The 25,686-nt window shown below is 64.5% G+C and carries 20 protein-coding genes and 2 pseudogenes; 10 read left to right on the top strand and 12 right to left on the bottom strand.

Going from position 1 to position 25,686, the window contains the following annotated elements:
• The first annotated feature begins 118 nt into the window (after nucleotides 1–118).
• Nucleotides 119–1,123, top strand: a complete 1,005-nt coding sequence (locus tag AC1PLA_RS20470; protein ID WP_481105249.1) for a 2-hydroxyacid dehydrogenase — start codon at nucleotides 119–121, stop codon at nucleotides 1,121–1,123.
• 66 nt (nucleotides 1,124–1,189) lie between these two features.
• On the opposite strand, the gene AC1PLA_RS20475 is transcribed toward AC1PLA_RS20470, so the two are convergent.
• Complete coding sequence (locus AC1PLA_RS20475) at nucleotides 1,190–1,561, bottom strand: hypothetical protein (protein ID WP_481105250.1); 372 nt, start codon at nucleotides 1,559–1,561, stop codon at nucleotides 1,190–1,192.
• Nucleotides 1,562–1,633: 72 nt separating this feature from the next.
• Nucleotides 1,634–2,056, bottom strand: coding sequence for a hypothetical protein (locus tag AC1PLA_RS20480; protein WP_481105251.1), 423 nt, complete (start codon nucleotides 2,054–2,056; stop codon nucleotides 1,634–1,636).
• Nucleotides 2,057–2,283: 227 nt separating this feature from the next.
• On the opposite strand from AC1PLA_RS20480, the pseudogene AC1PLA_RS20485 reads away from it, so the two are divergent.
• Nucleotides 2,284–2,430 (top strand): annotated as a pseudogene (locus AC1PLA_RS20485) (DUF2256 domain-containing protein); the annotation flags it as partial.
• 92 nt (nucleotides 2,431–2,522) lie between these two features.
• On the opposite strand, the gene AC1PLA_RS20490 reads toward AC1PLA_RS20485, so the two are convergent.
• Nucleotides 2,523–3,521 (bottom strand): DNA-binding protein, encoded by a 999-nt coding sequence (locus AC1PLA_RS20490; RefSeq protein WP_481105252.1) that lies wholly within the window; start codon nucleotides 3,519–3,521, stop codon nucleotides 2,523–2,525.
• A gap of 162 nt (nucleotides 3,522–3,683) precedes the next feature.
• Between AC1PLA_RS20490 and AC1PLA_RS20495 the strand changes: the two genes are divergently transcribed.
• The 3 genes from AC1PLA_RS20495 to AC1PLA_RS20505 all read left to right on the top strand — a co-directional run bounded on the left by AC1PLA_RS20495 (nucleotide 3,684) and on the right by AC1PLA_RS20505 (nucleotide 5,739).
• Nucleotides 3,684–4,727, top strand: a complete 1,044-nt coding sequence (locus AC1PLA_RS20495) for a Kelch repeat-containing protein (protein WP_481105253.1) — start codon at nucleotides 3,684–3,686, stop codon at nucleotides 4,725–4,727.
• A 116-nt stretch (nucleotides 4,728–4,843) separates the two neighbouring features.
• Entirely contained in the window at nucleotides 4,844–5,029 is a 186-nt protein-coding gene (locus AC1PLA_RS20500) for a hypothetical protein (RefSeq protein ID WP_481105254.1), read from the top strand.
• 14 nt (nucleotides 5,030–5,043) lie between these two features.
• Entirely contained in the window at nucleotides 5,044–5,739 is a 696-nt protein-coding gene (locus AC1PLA_RS20505) for a DUF3800 domain-containing protein (protein WP_481105255.1), read from the top strand.
• A gap of 252 nt (nucleotides 5,740–5,991) precedes the next feature.
• Here AC1PLA_RS20505 and AC1PLA_RS20510 read toward each other — a convergent pair whose 3' ends face one another.
• The 7 genes and pseudogenes from AC1PLA_RS20510 to AC1PLA_RS20540 form a co-directional block, all read right to left on the bottom strand.
• Nucleotides 5,992–7,029 (bottom strand): SMP-30/gluconolactonase/LRE family protein, encoded by a 1,038-nt coding sequence (locus tag AC1PLA_RS20510; protein ID WP_237348050.1) that lies wholly within the window; start codon nucleotides 7,027–7,029, stop codon nucleotides 5,992–5,994.
• A gap of 76 nt (nucleotides 7,030–7,105) precedes the next feature.
• Nucleotides 7,106–8,191, bottom strand: a pseudogene (locus AC1PLA_RS20515) (endo-1,4-beta-xylanase); the annotation flags it as partial.
• Nucleotides 8,192–8,890: 699 nt separating this feature from the next.
• Nucleotides 8,891–9,937 (bottom strand): hypothetical protein, encoded by a 1,047-nt coding sequence (locus AC1PLA_RS20520; protein ID WP_481105256.1) that lies wholly within the window; start codon nucleotides 9,935–9,937, stop codon nucleotides 8,891–8,893.
• Between the two features lie 459 nt (nucleotides 9,938–10,396).
• On the bottom strand, nucleotides 10,397–13,096 hold the full coding sequence (gene galB, locus AC1PLA_RS20525) for a beta-galactosidase GalB (RefSeq protein ID WP_481105257.1): 2,700 nt from the start codon (nucleotides 13,094–13,096) through the stop codon (nucleotides 10,397–10,399).
• 163 nt (nucleotides 13,097–13,259) lie between these two features.
• Nucleotides 13,260–14,681 carry a glucuronate isomerase gene (gene uxaC / locus AC1PLA_RS20530; protein WP_481105258.1) on the bottom strand — a complete coding sequence of 474 codons (1,422 nt, stop codon included), beginning with the start codon at nucleotides 14,679–14,681 and terminating at the stop codon, nucleotides 13,260–13,262.
• A gap of 43 nt (nucleotides 14,682–14,724) precedes the next feature.
• Complete coding sequence (locus AC1PLA_RS20535) at nucleotides 14,725–15,711, bottom strand: endo-1,4-beta-xylanase (RefSeq protein ID WP_481105259.1); 987 nt, start codon at nucleotides 15,709–15,711, stop codon at nucleotides 14,725–14,727.
• 10 nt (nucleotides 15,712–15,721) lie between these two features.
• Complete coding sequence (locus AC1PLA_RS20540; protein ID WP_481105260.1) at nucleotides 15,722–17,047, bottom strand: MFS transporter; 1,326 nt, start codon at nucleotides 17,045–17,047, stop codon at nucleotides 15,722–15,724.
• Nucleotides 17,048–17,513: 466 nt separating this feature from the next.
• Here AC1PLA_RS20540 and AC1PLA_RS20545 point away from each other — a divergent pair, with 466 nt between their 5' ends.
• The 4 genes from AC1PLA_RS20545 (at nucleotide 17,514) to AC1PLA_RS20560 (ending at nucleotide 23,988) form a co-directional block, all read left to right on the top strand.
• Nucleotides 17,514–20,453, top strand: coding sequence for a TonB-dependent receptor (locus AC1PLA_RS20545; protein ID WP_481105261.1), 2,940 nt, complete (start codon nucleotides 17,514–17,516; stop codon nucleotides 20,451–20,453).
• Nucleotides 20,454–20,552: 99 nt separating this feature from the next.
• Entirely contained in the window at nucleotides 20,553–22,040 is a 1,488-nt protein-coding gene (locus AC1PLA_RS20550; RefSeq protein ID WP_481105262.1) for an MFS transporter, read from the top strand.
• Nucleotides 22,041–22,076: 36 nt separating this feature from the next.
• Nucleotides 22,077–23,111 carry a glycoside hydrolase family 43 protein gene (locus AC1PLA_RS20555; protein WP_481105263.1) on the top strand — a complete coding sequence of 345 codons (1,035 nt, stop codon included), beginning with the start codon at nucleotides 22,077–22,079 and terminating at the stop codon, nucleotides 23,109–23,111.
• Nucleotides 23,112–23,454: 343 nt separating this feature from the next.
• A complete protein-coding gene (locus AC1PLA_RS20560; RefSeq protein ID WP_024937633.1) occupies nucleotides 23,455–23,988 on the top strand; it encodes a lipocalin family protein in 534 nt (177 codons plus the stop codon).
• Nucleotides 23,989–24,063: 75 nt separating this feature from the next.
• Here AC1PLA_RS20560 and AC1PLA_RS20565 read toward each other — a convergent pair whose 3' ends face one another.
• Nucleotides 24,064–24,417 carry a ribonuclease E inhibitor RraB gene (locus AC1PLA_RS20565; protein ID WP_024937634.1) on the bottom strand — a complete coding sequence of 118 codons (354 nt, stop codon included), beginning with the start codon at nucleotides 24,415–24,417 and terminating at the stop codon, nucleotides 24,064–24,066.
• 189 nt (nucleotides 24,418–24,606) lie between these two features.
• On the bottom strand, nucleotides 24,607–25,179 hold the full coding sequence (locus AC1PLA_RS20570; RefSeq protein WP_065033359.1) for a hypothetical protein: 573 nt from the start codon (nucleotides 25,177–25,179) through the stop codon (nucleotides 24,607–24,609).
• Nucleotides 25,180–25,335: 156 nt separating this feature from the next.
• Here AC1PLA_RS20570 and AC1PLA_RS20575 point away from each other — a divergent pair, with 156 nt between their 5' ends.
• A complete protein-coding gene (locus tag AC1PLA_RS20575; RefSeq protein ID WP_023905744.1) occupies nucleotides 25,336–25,539 on the top strand; it encodes a YdcH family protein in 204 nt (67 codons plus the stop codon).
• Nucleotides 25,540–25,686 lie beyond the last annotated feature (147 nt).

A 25,686-nucleotide genomic window follows, 5' to 3' on the forward strand; every position in this document is an offset into this window, starting at 1 on the left:
AGGCTGACGTCCATGCCGCTGTTTGAGCTAGCCACATGCGCACTGATTGGCGAATGTCAGTGGCAGACACATGGCATCTGATAGGTCACTGTCCTTCCGTATCGATGGAGTTCTCTGCATGAAAATGGCTGTCTTCAGCACGCGCCCTTACGACAAGCGCTTTCTCGATGAAGCGAAACTACGCCCAGGCACGCAATGTGCAGCCGAGTTCGTTTATTTCGAGGCATCGCTCGATCTGCAGACGGCAGCATTGGCACAGGGCTGCGAGGTGGTCTGCGTGTTCGTCAACGACCAGCTCGATGCGCCCGTGCTGCAGGCACTGCACGCGGCAGGTGTGCGCGCGGTGCTGCTGCGCTGCGCCGGTTTCAACAATGTGGATCTCGCTGCGGCCACCGCACTTGGGCTGTTCGTGGCACGCGTGCCGGCCTACTCGCCCGAAGCGGTGGCCGAGCACACGCTGGCGCTGGTCATGACGCTCAACCGCCAGACGCACCGCGCCTACAACCGCGTGCGCGAGGGCAACTTCATGCTCAATGGCCTGCTCGGCCGCACCTTGCACGGCAAGACGGTGGGCCTGATCGGGCTGGGCAAGATCGGGCTGGCGACTGCGCGTATTTTTCGGGGGATGGGCTGCGATGTGCTGGGCTTCGACCCTTATCCCACGCCTGGCTTCGATGCGCTCGGGCAGCGGGTGGAGCTGGAGACGCTGTTCGCACGCTCGGACATCGTCTCGCTGCACTGCCCGCTGACACCGGCAACACAGCACCTGATCGATGACGCGGCGCTGGCGTCGATGAAGCCGGGTGCGATGCTGGTCAACACCTCGCGCGGTGGCTTGGTGGATACCGATGCGGTGATCCGCGCGCTCAAATCCCGCCAGCTCGGCCATCTGGCCATCGATGTCTACGAACAGGAAAGCGCATTGTTCTTCCAGGACCGCTCGGGCGAGATCATCGACGACGAGGCGTTTCAGCGCCTGATGACCTTCCCCAATGTGCTGGTGACCGGGCACCAGGGATTCTTCACAGCAGAGGCATTGCAGGAGATCTCCGACATCACCCTGCGCAACCTTGCCGATTTCGCTACCGGTTCCCCATGCGCGAATCGTGTTCCGGCACCTTAGCGTCACCTTCTCGCTCACCACCCGCGCAGGTTCGACTTATCGACTCCTCTGTCGTGGTACTCGGGTTCAAGCCGGTACGGCAGTTGCCTGGCGACGCAGCGCACAGATCCGCGTGCAACCAACCGCGGCGGCCAGCACCAGCTGACCGGTGTACCAGCTCACCTGCCGCAAGTATCCACCCAGGCAGCAGTTGACTGCATGGCCCAGTGGCCGCACCAGCCTGTGGCCCCGGCGCATGTATGCATCCCGGATGACCGGCGCCACGCCCTGCAGCAGAACCGGGCCCAGCCGGCTTGCCAACAAGTATGCAAACACGTCGATACCCACCATCTCCAGCAGTGGTATGGCCGCTGCAACCTCCGGATTGGATGCGATGCAGGCAATCGCCAGCGTGGTGATGGCAATGACCACCCTGCGGTTTAAGTTGATCGGCCACATGTCGATGGTCCTGAGCGCTCTCTGGATGTCATGCAGATCTGCACCATTCAGACACCTTGGCTTGCCTGTCGGTCACGATACCCGGACGCCCTGGCTGCCGCCGGATGTATTGAAGATGCGCGTCAGCACCAGCACGAGCAGGACCACAAAGCTCAACTCCCACACATAGAATGCGGCGCCCACGTGATCGATCATGACTTGCTGGCCAGCCTCGTTCTTGTCGAACCGGGTTGCGCGAAAGGTATCCAACCCGATCAGGCAAGCCGCTGCCAACAGGGCCGCCGCCATCTTGCCCGCCTTGAGGAAATAACACGGCCATGCCAGCAGGAACAGCGGGTTACTCATCCAGGCCAGGCACTGGCCATCAAGCACCTGCATCCAGCCAAGCAGCAGGATGACAAATCCACCCAGTTGATCATTACCACCATGCAGTGCAGGAAGGCACAGCGAAATGCCGTACAGCAGGGCAGATAGCAGAAGTGGAAACAGCTTCATGGGTGTCCTTGTCTGATGATGAGGCGAGTGCATGTCCCCGCGTTGGGGAGGCTCGTTCCATCTCGGCACAAGCCAACCTGCATCACGATAGACACTGCGCGTGCCGCTTTCACGACCACGCTGCCAAGCCCGCCGACGCATCCCGTGGAGCGGCGGAGGCTTCGGGCCAATGCATCGCTATGGCATGCTTGAACCCCTGCCGCACAGCGTCCGACGTCCGCCTTCCCATGGCCGCCCACAAGAAGCAGAACTTGCCGGAAAAGCTCTGCGTTCAATGCAGGCGACCCTTCTGCTGGCGCAAGAAGTGGGAAAAGGTGTGGGACGAGGTGAAGTATTGTTCGGACCAATGCCGCCGAAACAGCAAGCGGCAGCGCCCGGAACAATCGTCTGCTCACGCGCAACCCATCTCTCCCGTGCCGTCGCGCGTGAGCCGAGCGGGTTCGGCCATTCTGACAGCCGGTTGCGGCTAAGGTTTACCAGCTTTTTTCGCAGCACCCGATCCACTCGCCCGCTTGGCAGCGCTGCCTTTACCTGCCACTGCCATGTTGTCCACCAGATTGGGATAGGGGCGGCCTGCTGCCTTGGCGCGTTGTCTGGCCTGTGCCTTCTGCGCCGGGGACAGCGGACCTGAGCGCGAGCGACTCTTGGGGTTGGGCCTTTTCCATGGCGCAGACGTCTTGCTTGTGCCTTTCTTCGCTGCACCGCGCGTGGAAGCGCTCTTCCCGGCTGCAGTTCGGCGCGCGACCGTCTTGTTTACCGCCTTCTTCGTCGATGCTGCTTTCTTTGCAGGAGATTTCCTGGCCGCAGTCTTCTTGACTGCCTTCTTGCCGGTCGCCTTGCGGGCACCGGCCGAGGGCGCCGACTTGCGCGTCGCTGCGTTACCGGCGCTCGTTTTCTTGGTCGCGGCCTGTGTTGCCGACGGTTTTCTCGCTGGCGACGTTCCGGTTGCCTTCTTTGCGACTGCCTTCTTTCTCGCGGCCTTCTTCGGGGTGCGCTTGTCCGCGGCACTTGCATGGGCGGCGGCCGTCGTGGTCGCGCTTGCTCGTTTTCCTGCTGGGGTCTTCGCGCTCGCCGCCTCTTCCAGACGCTGGTACTGCCGTGCCGCCCAGCGCTGGCCGGCATCGCCGCCCCAGAGCAGCCAGGCAATGTAGCCGGCCGATGGCGCGCTACGGTCGGCCCAGCCCTTGCCAGTCTTGTCCACGCTGTGGCGCGCGAAGTACGCATGCATGCGCCGGATGGTCTGCGTGGAAAGCGATTTCCGTGCCGAAAGATCGCGCGCACGCGCAACGCCGATTGCGGTGCCACCACGCCCATGCTGCTCGCGCAACCGCAGTCCGCGTGCCGCCGCGTCGGCAACTGTCTTGGGTGGTGTTGTCGAAGACGCCTGCTTTGCCGGTTTGCGTGCCACACCTTTCTCCTGTCGTATCGCGTTGCCGTAGTGTTCGCATGCGCGGTGCTGCTGCATGTGAAGAAGCCGGCAACCAGGACTGCCTAGGCAGCCTGCCGGGGGACATCACGGCAATGCGCAAGCACGCGCGACCTGGCCCTGGATCGGCCTGCTTGTGCGAGTGGATCATCGCGCACGTGTCGCTACACTGGCCTGCCCACGCCATCGGAAGAGTGCCGCATGCGCCTATTGACGAGCTGTTTCCGCGCAAGCCTGTTTGCTGCCGCGGTCGGCACTTTCCCCGCGCTTGGTCAGGCCACCGACAAGGCGATGCCGGTGGCCACCTCGGCACAATCGAAGCAGGCGGCCTCCTGGCAGACGATGACCCCGCACAACAGACCGCATGCGCGCCATGAGAACAGCCTGGTGTCGGTCGGCGATAGGCTCTATCTGATCGGAGGGCGCGACGACCGCCCGCTGGACATCTTCGACACTACAACACGCCGCTGGTCCAAGGGCAGCACACCGCCACTGGCGGTCAGCCACGCGCAGGCGGTGGTGTCGTCGGGAAAGATCTACGTCGTCGGCGGCCTGACCGGCGACTACCCGGAAGAAGCCGCGCTGACCCACCTGTTGATCTACGACCCTGCCACTGATCGCTGGCAGGTCGGCGCGGAGATTCCCAAAGGCCGTCGCCGCGGCGCGGCAGGCGCGGTGGCGCACGACGGCGTGCTGTACCTGGTCGGCGGCAATACGCGCGGCCATATGAGCGGGTATGTGCCGTGGCTGGATGCGTTCGACACCAAAACGCAGCAATGGACGCAGCTGGCCGACGCACCGCGTGCGCGCGATCATTTCCATGCGGTGGTGCTCGACGGCAAGCTGTATGCGGCCGGTGGCCGCAGGTCATCGCACGAGAGCGGCAACACCTTGGCGCAGACGATTTCCGAAGTCGATGTCTATGACATCCAGCGCGGCACCTGGAGCGTTGCCCCAGCCGCGCTGCCGACGCCGCGCGCCGGTGCCGCCGCCATTGCACGCAATGGCCAGCTGCTGGTCATGGGCGGCGAGAGCACGCGCCAGGTCAAGGCACACGATGACGTCGAAGCCTACGACCCGGCCACCTCCACCTGGCAGACGCTGGCTGCGTTGCCGCAAGGGCGCCACGGCACCCAGGCCGCAGCGGTCGGCGACGCTCTGTACATCGTGGCGGGCAGCGGCAACCGCGGCGGCGGGCCGGAGCTGGATGATGTGCTGGTGTTGCATGAAAACAGCGCGCAATAGGCCATGCCGACTCCCGCGTACGGCATGCTGCGAAAGACCTGGTTGAAGTTGTGCCTCTGCAGACGAGGATCTAATCTGCTGCATCGTTGTTCAATGTGCAGCACCAGGGAGTGGTCATGCCGAAACGTGGATCAGATCACACGCCATCAACAATGCCTGGCGTTGCCGGGCAATTTTCGCTGCCACTGGTACAGGCGGAAGGCGAGCCGGCAACATCGCCACTGCTGGCGGCTGCCGACCCGCATTACAGCAATTACATCGTCTATGTCGATGAAAGCGGCGACCACGGCCTGAGTCGGTAGATCCCAACTATCCGGTGTTTGTGCTGGCCTTGTGTGTCTTCCACAAAGGCCACTACGCGCAACACGTTGTTCCCGCCATTGCGTCATTCAAGTTCAGGCATTTCGGGCATGACGTGGTGATTCTTCACGAGCATGACATCCGCAAGGAAAAGGGACATTTCCGCTTCAGTGATCGGTTGGAAAAGACGATTTTTCTGGACGAGCTGACGGGCATCATCGAGTCGCATAACTTCATCCTGATCAGCTGTGTCATCGACAAGACACGGCTGAAGGAAAAGGCCCAGACCGCAGACAATCCCTACCACCTGGCGCTCGCATTCTGCCTGGAAACACTTTTCGAACTGATGCAGGAAAAGAAGCAGGACAACGTTGCAACGCACGTGGTGGTTGAATGCCGTGGCAAGAAGGAAGACCGCGATCTGGAGCTGGAATTCAGGCGGATCTGCGACGACGCAAACCGCTGGGGCCGGCAACTTCCCTTCACCATCGTCTTTGCGGACAAAAAGGCCAACTCATCTGGCTTGCAACTGGCTGACCTCGTTGCGCGGCCCATCGGGCTATCGGTACTTCGCCCGGATCATCCCAATCGCGCATTCGACGTGCTGCAGCGAAAATTCTTCTGCAAGCAAGGCCGGCGTCAATTGGGTGTCGACTATGAAGGTTGGGGCCTGAAAATTTTCCCGCCGCCAGAAAGCGAAAAGCCCCGGTGATCTCACCGAGGCTATGACGCCGACCGGGAACCCCCAGTCCACTTAGGGTGCGAGTCTAGGGTTCTGGACCGAAGAATTCAAGGTTGCCTGCTACAAAACCGGGTCAGTAAGGACATCGCATCCATCAGCTGTTGTGACGGCTGAAAGCAGAACGACTTGCAATATAGGGCGATGGGTACAGCTCCATCGCGGCCAGGGCCGCTCCTACGGAAGCGGCGACTGCTGTGCTGCGGTTTGGCCGGCCAATGGGCGCTACGGCGCAAACTCCAACCCAAGCGCCTTGACCCGCACCCGCGCCAGCATCGCGTGGGAGGTCATGTACAGCGTATGGCCGTCGTTGCCGAAGGCGCAGTTGGAGATGGGTTCGCCGGTTTCAATACGGCCCAGCCTGCGGCCATCGGGGGCGAACACGATGACGCCGCCGGGGCCGGTGGCGAACAGGTGGCCGTCGGCGGAGACCGCCATGCCGTCGGGCAGGCCGGGCGAGTCCTTGGCGACCAGATCGGAGGCGTCGGCGAACACGCGCTTGCCGGTCACCGCACCGGCTGCGTCGAGCGTATAGGCCATCCAGATCGGGCGGTCCGGATCGGAGTTGGCCACGTACAGGGTGCGCGCATCGGGCGACAGTGCGATGCCGTTGGGGAGGCTGAGGCTGTCGTCCAGCAGGTGCACGCTGCCGTCGGTGTCCAGCCGGTAGACGCCGTTGTAGCGCAGCTCCTTGACCGGCGAATCGTTCATGCCCTTCAGGCCGTACGGTGGGTCAGTGAAGAACACCACGCCATCGCTGCGACGGACCAGATCGTTGGGGCTGTTGAAACGGTGGCCTTCGAACTGCGTCGCCAGCGGCGTCTTCTTGCGCGTGGCCGGGTCGAGCCTGGCGACGATGCGCGTGCCGGAATCAGCCAGCAATACGGTGCCGCCCGGTTCGGCATACAGCCCATTGGCGCCGGCTTCGCGCAGCGTGGCCTGCTCCAGGCCGCTGTAACCGGATGGCGATAGCAGGACCGACAAGCCTGCGTCCTCGGACCAGCGATAGAGCTTGTTTTCCGGCACATCGGTGAACAGCAGATAGCCACCGTTGCGGACCCAGGCCGGGCCTTCGGACCAGGTGAAGCCTTCGCTGAGCTTCTCGATGCGCGCATCGCCAGCGACCACGTCGCTGAAGCTGCGATCGAAGCTCTGCAGATGCCCGATCGCGGCGAAGCGCGGTGGCGGCACCTCCTTCCTGGTGCAGGCGGCGAGGATTGCCAGCAACGGAACGGCCAACAGCAGATAGGGCGGCAAGCGCATCGGTCAGTCCAGTAACGAAGTCGGGCCATGATGCCACCATGTGTGTGCAGGCCTGCTGCGCACGCCGGCGGCCGCGCTAGCGCCCGCCAGCGCGCGCGGGTACCGCCAACACCGCATCCAGCGCCGGCTTGGGCTGGTAGTTGCGATCGAACAGCAGCGGATAATTGGTACGGCCCGGCACGGGGTAATCGTTCTTCCAGGACATGCCATCGCTCACACCCCACACGCTGACGCGTGCGAGCTTGTCGCGCTTGCGCCAGAACAGCGCGAACAACTCGGCGTAGCGATCGCGCAGCTGCGCCTGCACCTGCGGCGGCAAGCCCTCGCGATACGGGTCGAGAAAGCGCTTGAATTCCGGCAGCTGGAACTGCTTGTGCGCAAGCCCGGTCCCGATGACCTGGCCTTCCCTGGTGAGCGGCAACACGTCGATGTCCAGCTCGGTGATCATGACCTTGATGCCGAGCGCGGCGTAGGCATCGATGGCGTCTTCGATATCGCGCAGGCTGGGATAGTTGAGCCCCCAGTGTCCTTGCATGCCGACACCATCGATGCGGATGCCCGATTGCTGCAGCATCCTGACCATGCGCACGATGCCATCGCGTTTGCTCGGCCGCCATGCGTTGAAATCGTTGTAGTAGAGCTCCGCATCCGGCGCATAGCGCTGGGCAAAGGTGAAGGCGTTGCGCACTACGGTGTCGCCATCGCCGACGCGCTGCACCCAGTTGGTATCACGGTAACGCCCGTCTTCGTCGATGATCTCATTGACCACGTCCCAGGCCTGCACCTTGCCGGCATAACGACCCGCCACCAACGCAATATGCTGGCGCATGCGCTCCAGTTGCTGTGCCGGCGTATTGGGCTGGCCATCAGCGGTGGTGAAGAACCAGTCCGGCGTCTGGTTGTGCCACACCAGCGTGTGACCGACCACGAACATATGCTGCGCACGCGCGTCATCAACGAAGGCATCGGCGGCGGAAAAATCGTTGATGCCGCGACGCGGCGAGACCACTTCGGCCTTCATCACGTTCTCGGGCGTGAGCGCGTTAAAGTGGCAGGCGACCAAGGCCGCGGATGCGGCGTCGTGGCCTGACACGATCTCGGCATTGACGGCCGTACCGATCAGGAAGGCATCGGCATAGACCTGCTTGAGCGTCTGCCCCGGACAGGGAGAGGTGGCAACCGCCGACGGCGCAGCGCTCGCGATCGCGCTGCCACCCAACATGCCGACCAGCAACAAGAAGGAAAACTGCGGAGGTGCGAACATGGCGGCAGCTCGATGAGGAAGGCATGGGCAACTGACCGGGACGCAGGGACGACACTGGAGCGGCGTGCGTCGCGGGGATGCGCAAGGCCATGGCACAGTCCGCCTGCGGCAAACTCTGGCGATAACGCAGCATAGCTGCTTCCGTCTCCAAGGGCGGCGGCGACCTGCGTTGGCGCGTGCATGCCGGCAAACAGTGTGCGCCACGGCGTCCAACGGTTGCGAGTACACATTGGCGCACCCATGTTGGCCTTGCTCCAACGTCCAACTGCTGCAGGGCGACATGGCGTGTCGGCGACGACACGGCACGGAGCGTCAGCAGTCGCGTCGATCATTGCGCGAAGATCTATGTGCCGGCGGCAGTGCCATCGATCAGCGCGCCTGCGTTGTGCAGGGCGTACCGCACCCAACCAGCGCCTGTGCGCGATAGCAGATGCAGGCATGTCATTGAGCGATGCACAGTGGCAGTGGCCGCGACGAGTTGCGTTGCACGAAGATGATCGACGACGCGAATTGGATCGGGGTCCACCCGGCCGCTGGCAAGTGCTACAACGACAAACGCTCGGGAAGGCCGAGGCCTTCCCGAGCGTTGAGCACACCTTAGTTGCTTTGGGTGAAGCTGATGCGCGGCGACGAACCACCGGAAGCGGTGCAGCTGCCAAGGGTCAGGTTGTTCTGCTCGAACGTGGTGCCGGCGTTGCCCAGACACGTCGGGGCATTGGTCGTGCCGTCGTTGACGGCCACGTTCACGGTAACACTCGAGCCGTGATTGAACGACACCACCGGATTGACGCTGCCATTGCCGAAGATATTGAACTCGGACTGCCGCCAGATCTTGTTGATGTTCAATGTAGAGGCGGGTTGGTTCACGCTATAGGCCTGGCCGTTGACCGAGAACGAGACGGTGTCCACGCCACCAGCGGTCGCCGAGCCGGTCAGCTTGATGCTACCGATGTTCTTCACCGCGACCAGCGGTGCGTCCACTGCGTCGCTGTTGCGATAGCAGGCGTTCTGGTCGGGATAGGCGTTCCAGCCGGATGGACAGCCGACCGCGTTGTATTGCGAAGTGCTACCGGCGAAGAACCAGTCCTGGATGAAGACAATCGGAGTGCGGCCATTGCTGGCGTCGCCGTCACCATCGGTGGAGTAGATGAACTGTTCCCAGGTCTGACACGTGGAGTAACCGAACTGCGAACAGGTGGTGGGATTACTGGCGGTGTCGGTATTGATCTGCAACGAATAATCGGCCACGCCGGTGGTCACGCCGCTCACGCTCGGAAACGAGCCCACCGCAGAGCGCGTGAACCTGCCGGTGCGTGCAGCGTAGTCGGTGCCGTTACCGACCGTGAAAGCACCATCGGTGTGCGCAGTGGTGGCGCGACCGTTGCCGTTGATGGCGGCCGGTGGCACCGACACGAGCTTGGGTGGCGCCGCGCAACGTGTCGCCTGCCAGCCATTGTTCGGGAACGCCGAGCGGAAGCAACCCTCCATCGACGGCGCTTGCTGATGGATCGTCGCTTCCCAGGACGACATGGCCTTGGCGCGGCCGGCGGCGTTGATGGCCGAGCTCTGCGTCGCAGCCCCTGCGCTGGCCACACTTCCGATGATGCAGGCAACAAGCACTGACGTTGATCCAAAATTATTCATTCCCATTCCTTATGAAGGTGGAGTAAACGATCTTCCTCGCACGGCCAGGCCGGCCATGCGCCACCAGGAAGTAATGTCCGGGAAAACGAAGTTGAAGATGCAGCAAACGCATCAACTTTGGGCTGTGTCACGTTCTTGTGTTAAGCGCGCATCCGCGAGGTGTCGATGCTGCGTTACGGCATTTCGCAATCCGGGCGGCCGATGCGCGCAGACGACGTCTCAGCATTGATTGCCAGGGGCGATAGCGAAATACGCGCCCGACGGCGCCATGCAACGCACGCGTGATCAAGCCGATATCCATCACGCGAACTCCATGACGGGGCGGCTTTCATGGAACGATTACTACGGCATGGCCGATTGCTTTGGCCGCACCCGAGCACGCTCCCCATCTAGGCGGTGTTGTTTCTACGGCTGCCTGCAAGGTGAATTACTGCAGGCGACAGCTCATGCGCAATCTCATCACTGCGCCACGATCTGCGCCTGCGCGGCGTCCAGGCTGTCCGATTCGACATGCAGCGTGATGGTGCCACGCGCGCCGGACTTGGCACGCACGATCGCCAGGCACAGCCCGTTGAACGCATTGCGCTGCGGCGCGGCGAAGGATTCCAGGTTGGTGGAATCGCCGTTGTCGGTGGCGACCAGCTCGCCCGGGCCTTCGATGCGGAAACGTAGGCGATCGCCGGCGGTCGGTGTAGGGCGTCCATCGCGATCTAGCAAACGCACGGTGACGAAACTCAGATCCTGCCCGTCGCCGCGAATGCTGCTGCGGTCGGGCGTGACCTGCATGCGCGCGGCGCTGCCGGCGGTTTGCACGCGGTCTTCGGCCCAGGGTTTGCCTTCCTTGTACGCCTGCACGCGCAGCTCGCCGGGTTGGTAGACCACCGCGTCCCAGCGCAGCCGGTACTGCAGCCGGCCCTTGCGCTTGCGCCCCTGCGAGACGCCATTGACGAACAGCTCGGCCTCGTCGCCGGAGGTGAACACATGCACCGGCGTGACCTGGCCCTCGCGGCCGGGCCAGGTCCAGTGCGGCAGCAGATGCGCCATCGGCAGATCGGGGCGCCAACGCGATTGATACAGCCAGTAGCGATCCTTCGGAAAACCGGCCAGATCGAAGATGCCGGAGTACGAACTGCGCGAGCTGTAGTACGGCGTGGGTTCGCCCAGATAATCGAAGCCGGTCCAGACGAATTCGCCGGCGACATACCGATGCCGGTCCTGTGCCGCGAACACCTTGTCGGCGCTGGAGCCGAAGTCCACCGCATGCAGTTCGTAGGCGCTGACCTGGTGCGCGACCGAGTCGCCGCCGCGCCCATCGCGCACCGGCGCGCTGGTGTCCGGCGTCACCGGAAACAGATACACACCGCGGCTGCTCAACGCCGAGGCGGTCTCGCTGCTGAGAATGGCCTTGTGTGGGAACCTGCCATGGAACGCGGGATATTGCGGTTGTTTGCGGATGCGCTCGGTGCCTGCGAATTCCGGTGCGTCGCGGATGCCTTCGCCCTGGTAGTTAAGGCTGATGACATCCAGTGCAGCGGGCAACGGCATCTCGGGCGAGGCGTAGTTCATCGCCACCGTGGCCGGGCGCGTGGGGTCTTCCTCATGCACGATGGCGTGCAGTGTGCGTGCGATCGCCGCGCCCTGCTCGCCGGTGTACTGCTCACCGACTTCGTTACCGACGCTCCACAGGATCACCGAGGGATGATTGCGGTCGCGCCGCAGCATCGCGCGCAGGTCCGGCTCGTGCCACTGCGGGAACACCAGGTGAAAATCCAGCGGGGTCTTCTTCATCTCCCAACTGTCGAACACCTCGTCCACCACCAGCAGGCCCATGCGGTCGGTCAGCTCCAACAGCTCCGGTGCGGGCGGATTGTGACTCATGCGGATGGCATTGGCGCCCATCTGCTGCAGCAACTGTAGTTGCCGCTCGGCGGCGCGCAGGTTGAACGCCGCACCCAGCGCGCCGAGGTCGTGATGATTGTTCACGCCGCGAATCGGCACATGTTCGCCATTGACCAGCAGGCCCTTGTCGGCATCGAACACGATACTGCGGATACCGAACGGTGTTTCGTAGCGATCCACCACGTGGCCGTCCTGACTGACCTCGGTCACTGCGATATAGCGGTGCGGGCGCTGGGTCGGCGGCGGGCCCCACAGACGCGGGCGGTCGATCTGCGTGCTGCCCTGCACACGGGCGCTGCCACCGGCGGCAACCGCAACCTGCACGGCGGCAATGCGCGCGACCGGCGCGCCGCTGCGTGTGCCGCGCGCATCGTCGAGCACATAGATGGCGGTGCTGACCTGCGCCTGCACCGCGCTGCGCGCGGCATTGTCCAGCGTGATCGCCAGCTGCACCTGCGCGGTGTCGGCCGACACCTGCGGCGTGGTCAGCTGCGTGCCCCAATGCGCGACATGCAGCGGCGCAGCTTTGGTCAGCCACACATTGCGATACAGCCCGCCGCCCGGATACCAACGCGCCGAGTCGGGCGGGTTGTCCAGACGGATCGCCAGCTGATTGCGCGCACCAAACACCACATAGGGGCTCAGGTTCACGCGCCAGGAGCTGTAGCCATACGGCCAGCCGCCGACCAGCTTGCCGTTGAGCCAGACCGTGGCATAGGCCATCGCACCATCGAGATCCAGAAACAGCGCGCGCCCGCGATCGCTGGCGGGGATGTCCAGGCGCTTGCGATACCAACCCACGCCCCAGCTCGGCAGGCGCCCCATGCCACCGTAGGGACCATCGGCCAGGAACGGCCCGGCGATGGCCCAGTCGTGCGGCAGATCCACGCGCTCCCAACCGCTGTCGTCGAACTGCGGCTGCACGAAGGCGACGCTGCTGCCGGGGTGGCCGGGCGGGCGTTTGTGCCGCTTCGCGGGATCTGCAATCAAGTTGTTGGCCGTGGGCAGGATCCACGGCTTGAGCACGCGGGTTGCGGCGGCATTGAGGTGCTGCGCCTGCTCGGGCTGCGCGTCGGCCACCTTGCCGTCTTCGCTGCGTAGCACGTGCGGGCGGATGTCGTAGTCCAGGATTTGCCGATTGCCTGGAGGATCGCCGCGATGGAAGCGCCATTGCCCGTTGAGCGAGACACGCTCGCGCGGCAACTGGTTCGATGCCGGTGGTGCTGCCAGCGCGGGCACTACCACGCAGATGCAAAGCATCGCGACACGCGCAAGGCATGCGCAATCCCTGAGCGCGCGCATCACCCTCGCCTGCATGCCCGTGTGCGTCATATCGCGTCTCGCATCGACCATGCACGCATGCATGGTCGATCCGCACTACCTGCACGCGTGCAGGCATCGCCACGTGCTGCCTCGCTCAGCCTCACAGCTTGTAGGCTTGCTTGGGCAGGCGATACGCCAGATCGATCGCAACCTCGACCGCCTCGTCCTCGTCCAGCCTGTGCTCGGCGACCAGCTTGGCGAGAAAGGCACTGTCCACACGCCGCGCCACATCGTGCCGCGCCGGAATCGACAGGAAGGCGCGGGTATCGTCGTTGAAACCCACGGTGTTGTAGAAGCCGGCGCTGGCCAGGGTCTGCTCGCGGAAGCGCCACATGCCTTCCGGCGCGTCATGGAACCACCAGGCCGGGCCCAGCAACAGCGACGGGTAATGCCCGGCCAGTGGCGCCAGCTCGCGGCTGTAGCTGGTTTCGTCCAGGGTGAACACGATCAGGCGCAGGCGCGGGTCGTTGCCGAACCGGTCCAGCAAGGGTTTGAGCGCGTGCACGTAGTCGGTGCGCATCGGAATATCGGCGCCCTTGTCGCGCCCGAAGGTCTGGAACAGCTTCCGGTTGTGATTGCGGAAGCAGCCCGGGTGCAGCTGCATCACCAGGCCATCGTCCAGGCTCATCGCCGCCATCTCGGTCAGCACCTGCGCGCGGAACAGCTCGGTCTGCGCGGGCGTGGCGGCACCACGCACCACGGTGTCGAACAGGCGTTGCGCCTCGGCCGGCGACAGATCGGCGGTGGCTGCGCTGGGGTGGCCGTGGTCGGTCGAGGTGGCGCCATGCGCGGCAAAGAACGCGCGGCGCTGCCGGTGCGCACGCAGATAGCCTTGCCAGCTCAGCACATCCTCGCCGGTGAGCGCGCCGAACTGTTGCAGCGCGCCGGCAAACTGCTCGTGTTCGGGGTCGACCACCGGGTCCGGGCGGTACGCGGTGAGCACGCGTCCCTTCCAGCCGCTGGCGCGAATGACCGCGTGATGCTGCAGCGTGTCCAGCGGCGACTCGGTGGTGGCAATCACCTCGATGTTGAAGCGCTCGAACAGGGCACGCGGGCGGAATGCCGGCGTCTGCAGTGCAGCGGTGATGTGGTCGTAGTAATGATCGGCAGTGCCGGCATCCAGCCGGATGCGCAGATCGAACACCTCATGGAAGACATGATTCAACCACAACGCTGACGGCGTACCGCGCAGCAACGTGTAGTGCTCGGCGAACACGCGCCACGCCGCGCGCGGGTCCACCGCCGCGCGCGACCCATCCGCACGCGGAATGCCCAAGGCATCCAGTGCCATGCCCTGGCTGTAGAGCATGCGGAACACGTAGTGATCCGGCACCAGCAACAACTCGGTGGCATTGGCGAACGGCGCGTCGGTAGCGAACCACGCCGGATCGGTATGGCCGTGCGGGCTGATGATCGGCAGTGCGGCGATCTGCGCATACAGGCGGCGCGCGATCGCACGGGTGCCGGGGTCGGCGGGCAACAGGCGGTCGGCGTGCAGGGTCAGCGGAATGGAGGTAGGCATCAGTCGGTCGCCGAACGGGCAGGAAAGAGGCAGGGCACCGGGATCACCGCGCCGCACCGTGGCTGGCAACGTAATCGCGCAGCCAGGTCAGCGCCGGCCGCTCGGTGCCATCGGCACGGATCAGGTAGGCCGCTTCCTTGTCGCGCCACAGGCCGGGACGAAAGCCCCACAGCGTGATGCCGCGCACGCCGGGGTGCTCCCAGAACACCGGGAACACGCGTTGGTAGGCGGCCAGCTGCTGCGCATCGGTGGGCCCGTCTAGGTCGAACTCGGTGATGTAGATCGGCAAGCCGGTGGCGGCCAGTGCATCGAGATTGTCGCGGTGCACCGACATCGCCACATTCGGGGTGGTTTCGAAGGCATGCTCCTGCACGCCGATCGCATCGACCAGTTGCTCGCGCTGCAGCAGCTGCACGATCTGCAGGTATTTCTGCGTGGCCTGGGGGCTGTTGGTGATGCTGTAGTCGTTGATCATCAGCCGCGCACGCGGAAAGTGCTGGCGCGCCAGCCGGAACGACTGCAGCACCCATTCCCAGCCGCTGGCGCCGTTGCCGCCCAAGGCCTGCAGATAGTTGCCGCCACCGGTGTCGTTTTTGCTGGGCGGGTCGTTGAGCGGCTCGTTGACCACTTCCAGCAGGTCGATCTCTGGATAGCGCTGCGCCACCGCGGCAAACCACTGCTCGATCTCGCGGCGTTGCTCGGCCGGCCGCAACGACTTGATCCACTCCGGCTGCTGATTGCCCCACACCATCACATGCATCTGGAACGGCATGCCGTTGGCCTTGGCCAGCCGGTAGGCGGTATCCAGCCCGCTCCAGTCCATCTGGTCGCGCACCGCTTCCACGCTGCCCCACTTGCCGCTGTTCTCCGGCGTGAGCTTGTTCCAGTACTGCGCAAATCCCGGCGCCTGTTGCGGACTGTAGGCGCTGCCCAGGAACTTGGGCGCGCCGGAAGCCAGCGGTGCGGCCTGCGCAAGCGTCGCGGCGTTCGCCGCCAACAACAACCCGATTGCCAGTGTGCGTAATTGCATGATGATCCCCTCAGGAAGATGCGTTGGCTGTCGGTGCGGCATCTGCCGGCAGCTGCGCCGGCGCCAAGCGTGGCACCAGCATGTGCACCACCGCCAGCGCCAGCAGATACGCCGAGCCTGCCATCAGGAACACCGGCACATAACTGCCGGTGGCCTGCAGCAGGAACCCGATGAAGGTGGCGATCAGCATGCCACCGACCGCGCCGGCAAAGCCGCCGATGCCGACCACGGTGGCGACCGCGTGGCGTGGAAACATGTCCGACGGCAGCGTGAACAAATTGGCCGACCACCCCTGGTGCGCAGCGGTGGCCAGGCCGATCAGGCCAACCGCCAGCCACAGGTTATCGGCGCGTGCGGCGAACACGATCGGCACCACCGAGATTGCGCAGATCAGCATTGCGCTCTTGCGTGCGCGGTTGACGCTCCAGCCGCGCGCGATGAAGCGCCCGGCGACCCAGCCGCCGGCAATGCTGCCGATATCGGCCAGCGCGAAGATCACGATCAACGGCGCGCCCAGTTGCAACAGACTCAATCCGTATTCGGCATGCAGGAACTTGGGCAGCCAGAACAGGAAGAACCACCAGATCGGGTCGGTGATGAACTTGCCCAGCACAAACGCCCAGGCCTGCCGATGCCGCAGCACCTGCAACCACGACAGCCGCCGCTGCACCGGCTCGTGCGCATCGCTGCGGATATGCGCAAGCTCTGCCGCCGACAGGCCGGGTTGCTGCTCGGGCGGGTGATAGCTGAGCCACCACACCAGCAGCCACGTGGCGCTGAGCACGCCGGTGAACAGGAAGGCCGCCTGCCAGCCCCAGGCGGTGGCAATCAGCGGCACCAGCAAGGGCGCGACGATCGCACCGATGTTGGAGCCGGAATTGAAGATGCCGGTGGCCAGTGCGCGCTCGCGACGCGGGAACCACTCGGCCACCGTCTTCAGCGCCGCGGGGAAGTTGCCGGACTCGCCCAGCCCCAGGAAGAAGCGCGCAATCGCAAAGCCGACCACGCTGGTGGCCAGCGCATGCCCCATTGCCGCCAGGCTCCAGATGCCGATCGCCAGCGCGTAGCCGACGCGCGTGCCGAAGCGGTCGATCACCGCACCGCTGCACAACAGGCCCAGCGCGTAGGCGGCCTGGAACGCGGTGACGATATAGCCATACTGGATCTCGTTCCAGCCGATCTGCGTCTGCAGAAACGGCGCCAGCACGCCCAGCACCTGGCGGTCGACATAGTTGATGGTGGTGGCGGCAAGCAGCAGTGCGCAGACGCGCCAACGCATGCGGCCCAGGCGCGCCAGCGTGCCGTCAGCGGCGGCCGCTTGCGGCAACTCGCTCATGTGCGCGGGCGCCATAGCGCTGCTGGACGCAGCCTGCGATGAGCAATCGCGCAACGGCCACAGCAATGCGCTGCCACGTGTCGCGTGTGGCCCGGCCTCTGGCTGCCGTGTTCTTCGGTTCGATTCATCGAGCACTGCACCTGCACGAAGGTGGCCTTGCGCCACGGGTGATAGCGCTACCATTACCACGCTGTCGGGCAAAATCCATCGCGCAGTGCAGCACGCCAGTGCGCCATACGCAGCCGGCACCATTCCGATCAGCGCCACTGTCGCAGCCGCCGCGATGCCTTCCGTCGCCTATGCTGCCCTGCAGCGTGATGTTCTGAATTTGGTAGCGCTAACATCGGCCGCCACTGATCGCCCGTCTCCCCCATCGCACCATCGCCGCGCCGCTGACCGGCAGCGGCACTCCCTGCGCAGGGGCGATGCGTGGGACATCTGCTCACCTGTTAGGGAAGGGATTACGGTGAAGAACAGCTACGCACAAACCGCGTTGTCCTGCGCGTTGGGGTCCATCCTGCTGGGCATGACCAGCACCGCCGCCTGGGCACAGTCCAGCGACGCCGACAGCGCTGCCCCTACACAACCGCCCGCGGCAGCCGCTGCCAGCAACGATGCGGTGACCCAGCTCGACACCGTCACCGTCTCCGGCTACCGGCGCAGCATCCAGTTTTCCACCGATGCCAAGCGCGACTCGGTGGGCTTTGCCGACACCGTGTTTGCCGAGGACATCGGCAAGTTTCCGGACATGAACATCGCCGAGTCGCTCAACCGCATCCCAGGCGTGCAGCTCTCCCGCGACGTCAATGGCGAGGGCCTCAACATCGCCATCCGCGGCCTGGGCACCAGCTTCACCAAGACCACGTTCAACGGCGCCAGCATCGCCACCGCCTCGATCGGCCTGAACGCGCAGAACCAGAACCGCGAAGTCGATCTGAACCTGTTTCCCACCGAGTTCTTCACCCAGCTCACCGTCAGCAAGACGCCCACCGCCAGCATGCTCGAAGGCGGCGTCTCCGGCGTGGTGGACATGCGCAGCGCGCGCCCGTTCGATCGCCCCGGCGTGCACTTCACCTATCAGGCCCAGGCCGACTGGAACAGCACCAGCGAAAAGACCACCCCGCGTGGCGCCTTCATGGGCAGCTGGACCAACGAGCAAGGTACCTTCGGCGCATTGCTGGGCGTGGCTTCGGTCCGCGGCAAGCTGGGCGTGCGCGGCTTCGAAAGCGTGGGCTGGACCAACCCCGGCCTCACCTACACCCAGTGCGGCCTCACCCCGCCTGCCGGCACCCCGGCCACCAATCAACCGGCCGCGTGCAACGTCAATGGCGGTGGCAACTGGCGCATTCCCGACCGCGTGCCGGCCACCGCCGGCAGCGGCCTGACCACCGGCGAGACCATCGATGCGGCCTGGCTGCTGGCGCGCAACCCGGGTCTGAGCATCGACCAGATCAGCGACGCGCTGATCCCGCGGCTGGGCCGCAGCGTCTACATGAATGGCGATCGCGACCGCGATGCCTCGGTGATGTCGCTGGAATGGCGCCCGTCCGACAGCATGCATTTCTACCTGGACACGCTGTATTCGGAAGCCAAGCGCACCACCGAGCGAATCAGCATGAATCTGATCGGCCGCAACGGCAACATGATCCCGCTGGGCATGCAGCTGGACCAGAACAACGTGGTCACCAGCGCCACGTTTGCCAATGCGCAGTACTTCCTGGAAGCGCGCCCGTACCGGGAAGAAGTCAAGTTCTGGAGCGTCAATCCGGGTGCCGAGCTGTTGTTCGGCGAGAATCAGGACATCAAGCTCAACGTGCAGGCCAATGCCACGCGCAGCTGGCTGGAGCGCGAGTCGCCCAGCATCCTGGTCACCTCGCCGTTCACCACCGTCGATTACCGCAACGAAGGCGGCGACCGCCCCTCGATCAGCAGCCCGCTCGATCTCAACGACCCCAATCTGGGCTGGGGCTGGAGCGGTGGCCGGGTCAATATCCAGAACGAAAAACGCGTGACCGAGACCCGGGGCGCACGCGCCGACCTGCAGTTCGGCGAAGACAAGCGCAACATCAAGATCGGCGCCGCCTACGACCAGGCCGAGCGCACCATCCGCGGCTTCGACAACAGCATCGCCTGGGAGCAGGTGGTCTGCCGCGGTGGCGGCGGCAATGTCTGTAACGGCGGCCCTGGCTCGGCAATCCCGAATGCGGCGCTGGCCGGCTATCTGCGCCCCGGCCCGGATGGCTTCATCACCGCCGATTTCAACCGCTTTCTGGGCGACACCAATTACTACGCGCTGCGCGATTCCGCACCGGAGACCAACTCCGCCAACACCGGTGCCTCGGCCGGCGGCATCCGCGAGAAAAACTGGGGTTTCTATATCGAAACCAACGCGGAAACCGAGGTGTGGAACCGCACGCTGCGCTTCAATGCCGGCGTGCGCTACGTGACTACCGACCAGACCATCACCGGCCCGGTCACCATCAACGGCATCCGCCGCGTCCAGGTGCTGGATTCGGACTACAAGGAAACCCTGCCCTCGTTCAACGCCGCCTGGGACGTGGCCGACAACGTGGTGCTGCGCCTGTCCAGCTCGCGCACGCTCACCCGGCCCGACCCCAGCGCGATGCTGCCCAACACCAACTTCAGCGACCCCTCCGCGCAGACCGCAACCCAGGGCAATCCGAACCTGGCGCCGTACCTGTCCACCAACGTGGATTTCGGCGGCGAGTGGTACACCGGCGGCGAAGGCTATGTGGGCCTGACGTTGTTCAACAAGCGCATCAGCGGCTTCACCGTCAACGGCGTGCGGCGCATTCCCTTCAACGACCTGGGCGTGCCCTACGACAGCCTGCTGCCGATCCAGCAGGCCGGCCTGGACCAGCGCGGCGGCCCGAATGCGGCCACCGTGGATGTCCAGACCCAGGTCAACGCCGACGGCGTGCTCAACATCCGCGGCACCGAGGCGATCTGGGTGCAGCCGCTGGACCGGCTGGTCGACGGCCTGGGCTTCAGCGTGAACTACACCCATGTCACCCAGTCCTCCGAAGGTGAAGGCATTCCGGCAGTGGCGGTCGGCGTCGCACCCAACCTGTGGAACGGCACCGTGTACTGGGAAAAGGACGCTGCCTCGGTGCGCCTGTCCTACACCTGGAACGACGACATGGTGATTTCCGGCGCCAACCAGAATGGCATTCCCTACGCGCGCCTCAACGCCGATGCGCGCGGGCAGCTGGATCTGTCTGCCAGCTACACCCTGGAATCGCTGCCGTCCAAGCCGCAGATCACCCTCAACGTCACCAACCTCACCGACGAGCCGTTGCGCACCACCTACGCCTGGCCCAACGCCACCTACGATCTGTACGAGCCCGGGCGCACGGTCATGCTCGGCATCCGCGGTACCTTTTGAGTGCTGTGTTTGCCGGTCGCGATCACCTCCCATCGCGACCGGCAGCCTGGCGCGCGCCGCGGCGTTTTCTGCGGCACTCCCTGAGCCCCGCCCCACCTCATGAACGATCGCTCACAACAGCTCTCCTTGCGCGAAAAGATCGGCTACAGCCTCGGCGACCTGGCGGCCAACCTGATCTTCCAGACGCTGGTCACCTTCCTGGCGTTCTTCTATACCGATGTGTTCCGCATCCCGGCGAGTGTGGCCGCCACCCTGATCTTCGTGGTGGGCATGCTCGGCGCGTTCGTATTTACGCCCATCATCGGCATCCTGGCCGATCGCACCCGCACGCGCTGGGGCAAGTTCCGCCCGTGGATCCTGTGGACGGCATTGCCGTTCGGTGCATTGTCGCTGGCCGCGTTCAACACGCCCGCACTCGGCGAGCAGGGCAAGATCGCCTACGCCTTCGCCACCTACACGCTGCTGATGCTGGTGTACGTGGCCAACAATCTGCCGTACTCGGCATTGAGCGGCGTGCTCACCGGCAGCATGGAGCAGCGCAATAGTTTGTCGGCGTACCGCTTCCTGGCGGTGACGTTTGCACAGTTCATCATCCAGGTGTTGTTGCTGCCGCTGGTCTTGATCCTGGGCAATGGCGACAAGGCACAGGGCTTTCGCAACACCATGGCGCTGTTTGCCGCCGTCGGCACGCTGTGCTTTCTGATCACCTTCTTCACCACCCGCGAGCGCGTGCTGCCGATCAGCGAACAACGCAGCAGCGTGCGCCAGGACCTCACCGATCTGGTCCGCAACAAACCCTGGCTGGTGATGCTGTCGCTGACCATCCTGGTCTTCATCAATCTCGCCATGAAGGGCGGGATGTACATCTACTACTTCAAGTACACCCTCGACGCGAACGCATTGACGCTGTTCCTCGACAACGCCGGCTTCAACCGCTTCATCGCTGCGATCAACAGCGTGCTCACCGGCGCCGGCCTGAGCGCGCTGCAATGGCCGCAGGACGCACCAACCTCGGCCTTCAGCGTGTTCAGCGCCGGCGGCATCCTGGCGATGATCATGGGCATCGGCTTTTCCAAGCGGCTGGCTGATCGCTACGGCAAGCGCAACGTGTTCGGCGGCGCGCTGCTGATCTCCACGCTGTTCCTGCTGGCGTTCTACGTGTATCCGCCGACTGCGATCGCCTGGGTGTTCGCCTCCTACGTGCTGCACGGCTTCTTCTACGGCATCACCATCCCGCTGCTGTGGGCGATGATCGCCGACGTGGCCGATTACTCGGAATGGAAGAACCACCGCCGCGCTACCGCGATCATCTTCTCGGCGATGCTGTGCGGCCTGAAAATCGGCCTGAGCGTCGGCGGCGCGCTGGTCGCCGGCATCCTGGCGTTCTATGGCTACGACGCGGCCCTGCCGCTGCAAAGCGATGCCGTGACAAACGGCATTCGTCTGGCCATCAGCGTGTATGCGTCCATCCCGTTCCTGCTCGGCACCGCGTTGCTGGCGCTGTACGAAATCGACAAGCCGCTGGAAACCCGCATCGAACACGAGCTGGGCCTGCGCCGACGCAGCGCCGCGCTCGCCACCAGTTGACGCCCTCTCCCTCCCACCTCATGCACAGGTACGCGCATGTCCGATGAACTGCACACCGCTGCACTGCAGGCGCTGGCGCGCACCGCCATTTCCGCACCGCTGGTCACCCATCTCTATACGGCCGACCCTTCCGCGCACGTGTTCGACGGCGCCTTGTACATCTACCCCTCGCACGACATCGATGCCGGCGTTGCCTTCAGCGACGACGGCTCGCACTTCGACATGGCCGACTACCACGTCTTCCGCATGGCCCATCCCGGCGCGGCGGTGGAAGACCTGGGGCAGGTCCTGCACGTGCGCGACGTGCCCTGGGCACAGCGCCAGATGTGGGCACCGGATGCCGCGCAACGCGACGGCAAGACCTATCTGTATTTTCCCGCCAAGCGCGCCGACGGCATCTTCCAGATCGGCGTGGCGGTAGGCGATCACCCGCAAGGCCCATTCGTCGCAGAACCCGAGCCCATCGCCGGCACCTACTCGATCGACCCGGCGGTATTTGCCGACGACGACGGCGCGCATTACCTGTACTTCGGCGGCATCTGGGGCGGCCAGCTGCAGCACTACCGCGACAACGTCTATGCGCCGGACCATCAGGAACCGGGCGACGACGCGCCCGCACTCGGCCCGCGCGTCGCCCGCCTGCGCGAAGACATGACCCAACTGGCCGAACCCACCCGCGAAATCGTCATCCTCGACGAACACGGCACATCATTACGTGCCGGCGACCATGCCCGCCGCTTCTTCGAAGGCCCCTGGGTCCACCAACACGCCGGCCGCTATTACCTGTCCTACTCCACCGGCGACACCCACCGCATCTGCTACGCCACCAGCGATACCCCGTACGGGCCATTCGCCTACCAGGGCGTGCTGCTCGCCCCGGTGGTCGGCTGGACCACGCATCACTCCATCTGCCTGTTCGACGGCCAGTGGTATCTGTTCTATCACGATGCCGTGTTGTCGGGCGGGCAGACGCATCTGCGCAGCATCAAGATGGCACCGCTGGAGCACGACGCGGATGGAAGGATTGCGACGATTCATCCGTATGGGGAAGACGCGGTATCGCCCTGGTGAGTGCCGTCGGGCTACCGCCTGCCGGGACTATCAGCGCGTCATGGCTCTGCCGCCGGCACTGAACGGCACGTCCCGTCACCGCTGCGCTTTCAAAGCGCGTCGTGATTCGCTGCGGCTGATCGTTGACCCGGCGCTCACCACTCCCGCGATCAAGCGTTTCCTGGCATGCGCAAGGCGTCGGCCTGGCGCTTCAACACCGCCATGACATGTCGAGCGTTACGGTCGTGCCGCTGGCACACCACGCCAGCGTGCACTCAGTCCGGAACTGCATCGCATGGGGTTGCATCCGGACGCACAGTAACGCCGTAGGCCTATCTACGGTTTCTTTCTGGTGGAGGTTGCCATGCGAGGTGGTTCGATGCTGTTGTTGCTGACGCTAGCGGTCTACGGGAGTGCAAGTGGGAGCGAGTCGCGTGCCGCCCTGCCACGCGCAGACAGCGTCGACGTGCCACGCTTCATGGGCGACTGGTACGTCATTGCGCACATTCCCACCCGGCCCGAGCGCAAGGCCTACGATGCCGTGGAGCGCTATGCGCTGCGGCCGGATGGCCGCATCCAGACCACCTTCACCTACCGCAAGGGCAGCTTCCAGGCGCCGCTCAAGTCCATGCATCCGATCGGCCAGGTGGCGAAGGAAGGCAATGGTGCGCTATGGAGCATGCAGTTCTTCTGGCCGTTCAAGGCCGAGTACGTGATCGCCTGGCGGGATGCGGCATATGCGCAGACCATCGTGGCGCGCAGCAAGCGCGATTACGTCTGGTACATGGCGCGTACCCCGCAGGTGTCCGATGCCGACTATCAGCAGGCTGTCCAACGCATCGCCGCCATGGGCTATGACGTGTCAAAGCTGCGCCGCGTACCGCAGTCGCAGCGCTGATGCGGTGACGCGGTAAGGGTGCAACGAGCTCAGCGATGCAGTGACTGCATCGCCGGCTCTCGCACACGGGCTGCGTCAGGCGTCCTTGTCATCCACGGAAAACTCCCATCCGTCATTCAGGCCACCCAGGGGCTTGGCCTCCACGGCCAGCTCTTCCTCGAATGCTGAAATCGCCTTGTGCGACGGCACCATGGTCGGATACACCGTCACGTCCATCGGAAATGCAGTGTTTTCCGGATAGTGGCAGCAACGCACCTTTTGCTCGAAGCGCAGCAGCATCACCGAGAACTCCAAGGCCGACTCCTTCGTGGGGAAGACCACGGAGAACGCAATCTCGCGCGGCTTCGATAGGTCCACGCCTTGCTGGGCAATGTGCCAGAGGGTGTTGCCGTTATCGTCGTTGGGATACAGGTCCGGATGTCGTTGCATATGAGCTTCGGTCTTTGGCGGCCGGTGGCCAGGGAAGAGCGCTAGCGCTGATTGTGCGCTCTGATCGCGTATCGCCAGGATCCAGACCTCGGCTGCTGGAGCCTACCGTCTCCCGATGTTCGAGGTGCCTGCTCAGGCAATGAACCCGCTACGCAGATGGCCGCACGATGTGCGACCAGCCCGGGCAATTCAGGGCAGCCAAACCAGATTCATCAGCTGCGGGTCCGCGGTGACCTTGACCAGCTTGCCGCTGGGCCCGAACTGCACCTGGTACTCGGAGAAGCTGTCGCGCCAGTAGCGCCACAGCGAGGCGTCCAGATTCGGGTTTTCGCTGCTGATCGGGTAGCCGACCGCCATCAGCACCTGTTCGCGGCTCATGCCGCCGGTGAGCTTGCCGTCATTGATGGCCTGGCGGATCTTGGGCGGAAAGGTGGCCAACTTGAGTTTGGGGTCGGCGGTGACGACATAGCGGGCGGCGAAGGCGGTGTTGTCCAGGTCGCGGCTGTAATCGTTGCCGATGGACTGCTTTTCGCCGGCGATCTTGAGGTTGACGCGGTTGCGGCCGAAGCCGGTGACGCTGACCGGGGTTCCTACGGGAAGCATGCGCTTGCCGTCTTCGGCGTAGTTACTGTCGCTGATCCAGCTGCCGTCGGTGCGCAGGTTGCAGCACAAAAAGCCGTCGTACTTGGCGACGTCGGCGGCGCTGGCCAGGTTGGCGGCGGTGAGCAGGCTCAGGGCCAGCAGGGAAGAACGCAAACGCATCGTAAAGACTCCTTTCTCGACGGCCGTGGCCGCGCGGCAATGATGAGGTGAGGCGCGCCGCCGTTTCCCCAACGGCGCGCAGGCATTGTCGCAGCCCCGGGCGGCTTGGCAAGCACGGGTGACGCGGCCGGCCCGTGGTTGTGTATGCTCGGAGCCGTGGAAACTCTCTCACCCGCCGAGATCGCCGAGCAGATCGCCGAGTTGCGACGCGCCCACCGCGCGTTGGACGAGGAGATCCAGCGCGTGCCCGCCAACATGGACGACGAGCTGCAGATGAAGCGCCTGAAGAAGCGCAAGCTGCATCTCAAGGACTGCATCACACGGCTGGAAATGGAACTGGTGCCTGACGAGCCGGCGTGAGGTTGGTGCGTGCGGCCGCCTGGGTTTGCTTTGCGGTAGTGGATATCAACGTCGCGGTGACAGGCAGTTGAGTCAGTTGGTGACGCAGGCAGGGTTTTGTCCGCATGGCGCCGGCTTGAGCTGAGGCGTGTCGCGTTGGTCGCTTGG

Source organism: Xanthomonas sp. NCPPB 1826 (assembly GCF_056725285.1).

Excerpts from the sequence above, each read along its gene's own strand:
- AC1PLA_RS20475 (WP_481105250.1), bottom strand. The coding sequence starts at position 1,561 with ATGTGGCCGATCAACTTAAACCGCAGGGTGGTCATTGCCATCACCACG.
- AC1PLA_RS20495 (WP_481105253.1), top strand. The coding sequence starts at position 3,684 with ATGCGCCTATTGACGAGCTGTTTCCGCGCAAGCCTGTTTGCTGCCGCG.
- AC1PLA_RS20510 (WP_237348050.1), bottom strand. The coding sequence starts at position 7,029 with ATGCGCTTGCCGCCCTATCTGCTGTTGGCCGTTCCGTTGCTGGCAATC.
- galB (WP_481105257.1), bottom strand. The coding sequence starts at position 13,096 with ATGCTTTGCATCTGCGTGGTAGTGCCCGCGCTGGCAGCACCACCGGCA.
- AC1PLA_RS20550 (WP_481105262.1), top strand. The coding sequence starts at position 20,553 with ATGAACGATCGCTCACAACAGCTCTCCTTGCGCGAAAAGATCGGCTAC.
- AC1PLA_RS20540 (WP_481105260.1), bottom strand. The coding sequence starts at position 17,047 with ATGAGCGAGTTGCCGCAAGCGGCCGCCGCTGACGGCACGCTGGCGCGC.
- AC1PLA_RS20565 (WP_024937634.1), bottom strand. The coding sequence starts at position 24,417 with ATGCAACGACATCCGGACCTGTATCCCAACGACGATAACGGCAACACC.
- AC1PLA_RS20480 (WP_481105251.1), bottom strand. The coding sequence starts at position 2,056 with ATGAAGCTGTTTCCACTTCTGCTATCTGCCCTGCTGTACGGCATTTCG.
- AC1PLA_RS20560 (WP_024937633.1), top strand. The coding sequence starts at position 23,455 with ATGCGAGGTGGTTCGATGCTGTTGTTGCTGACGCTAGCGGTCTACGGG.
- AC1PLA_RS20570 (WP_065033359.1), bottom strand. The coding sequence starts at position 25,179 with ATGCGTTTGCGTTCTTCCCTGCTGGCCCTGAGCCTGCTCACCGCCGCC.
- AC1PLA_RS20555 (WP_481105263.1), top strand. The coding sequence starts at position 22,077 with ATGTCCGATGAACTGCACACCGCTGCACTGCAGGCGCTGGCGCGCACC.
- AC1PLA_RS20490 (WP_481105252.1), bottom strand. The coding sequence starts at position 3,521 with ATGCAGCAGCACCGCGCATGCGAACACTACGGCAACGCGATACGACAG.
- AC1PLA_RS20470 (WP_481105249.1), top strand. The coding sequence starts at position 119 with ATGAAAATGGCTGTCTTCAGCACGCGCCCTTACGACAAGCGCTTTCTC.
- AC1PLA_RS20535 (WP_481105259.1), bottom strand. The coding sequence starts at position 15,711 with ATGCAATTACGCACACTGGCAATCGGGTTGTTGTTGGCGGCGAACGCC.
- AC1PLA_RS20500 (WP_481105254.1), top strand. The coding sequence starts at position 4,844 with ATGCCGAAACGTGGATCAGATCACACGCCATCAACAATGCCTGGCGTT.
- AC1PLA_RS20520 (WP_481105256.1), bottom strand. The coding sequence starts at position 9,937 with ATGAATAATTTTGGATCAACGTCAGTGCTTGTTGCCTGCATCATCGGA.
- uxaC (WP_481105258.1), bottom strand. The coding sequence starts at position 14,681 with ATGCCTACCTCCATTCCGCTGACCCTGCACGCCGACCGCCTGTTGCCC.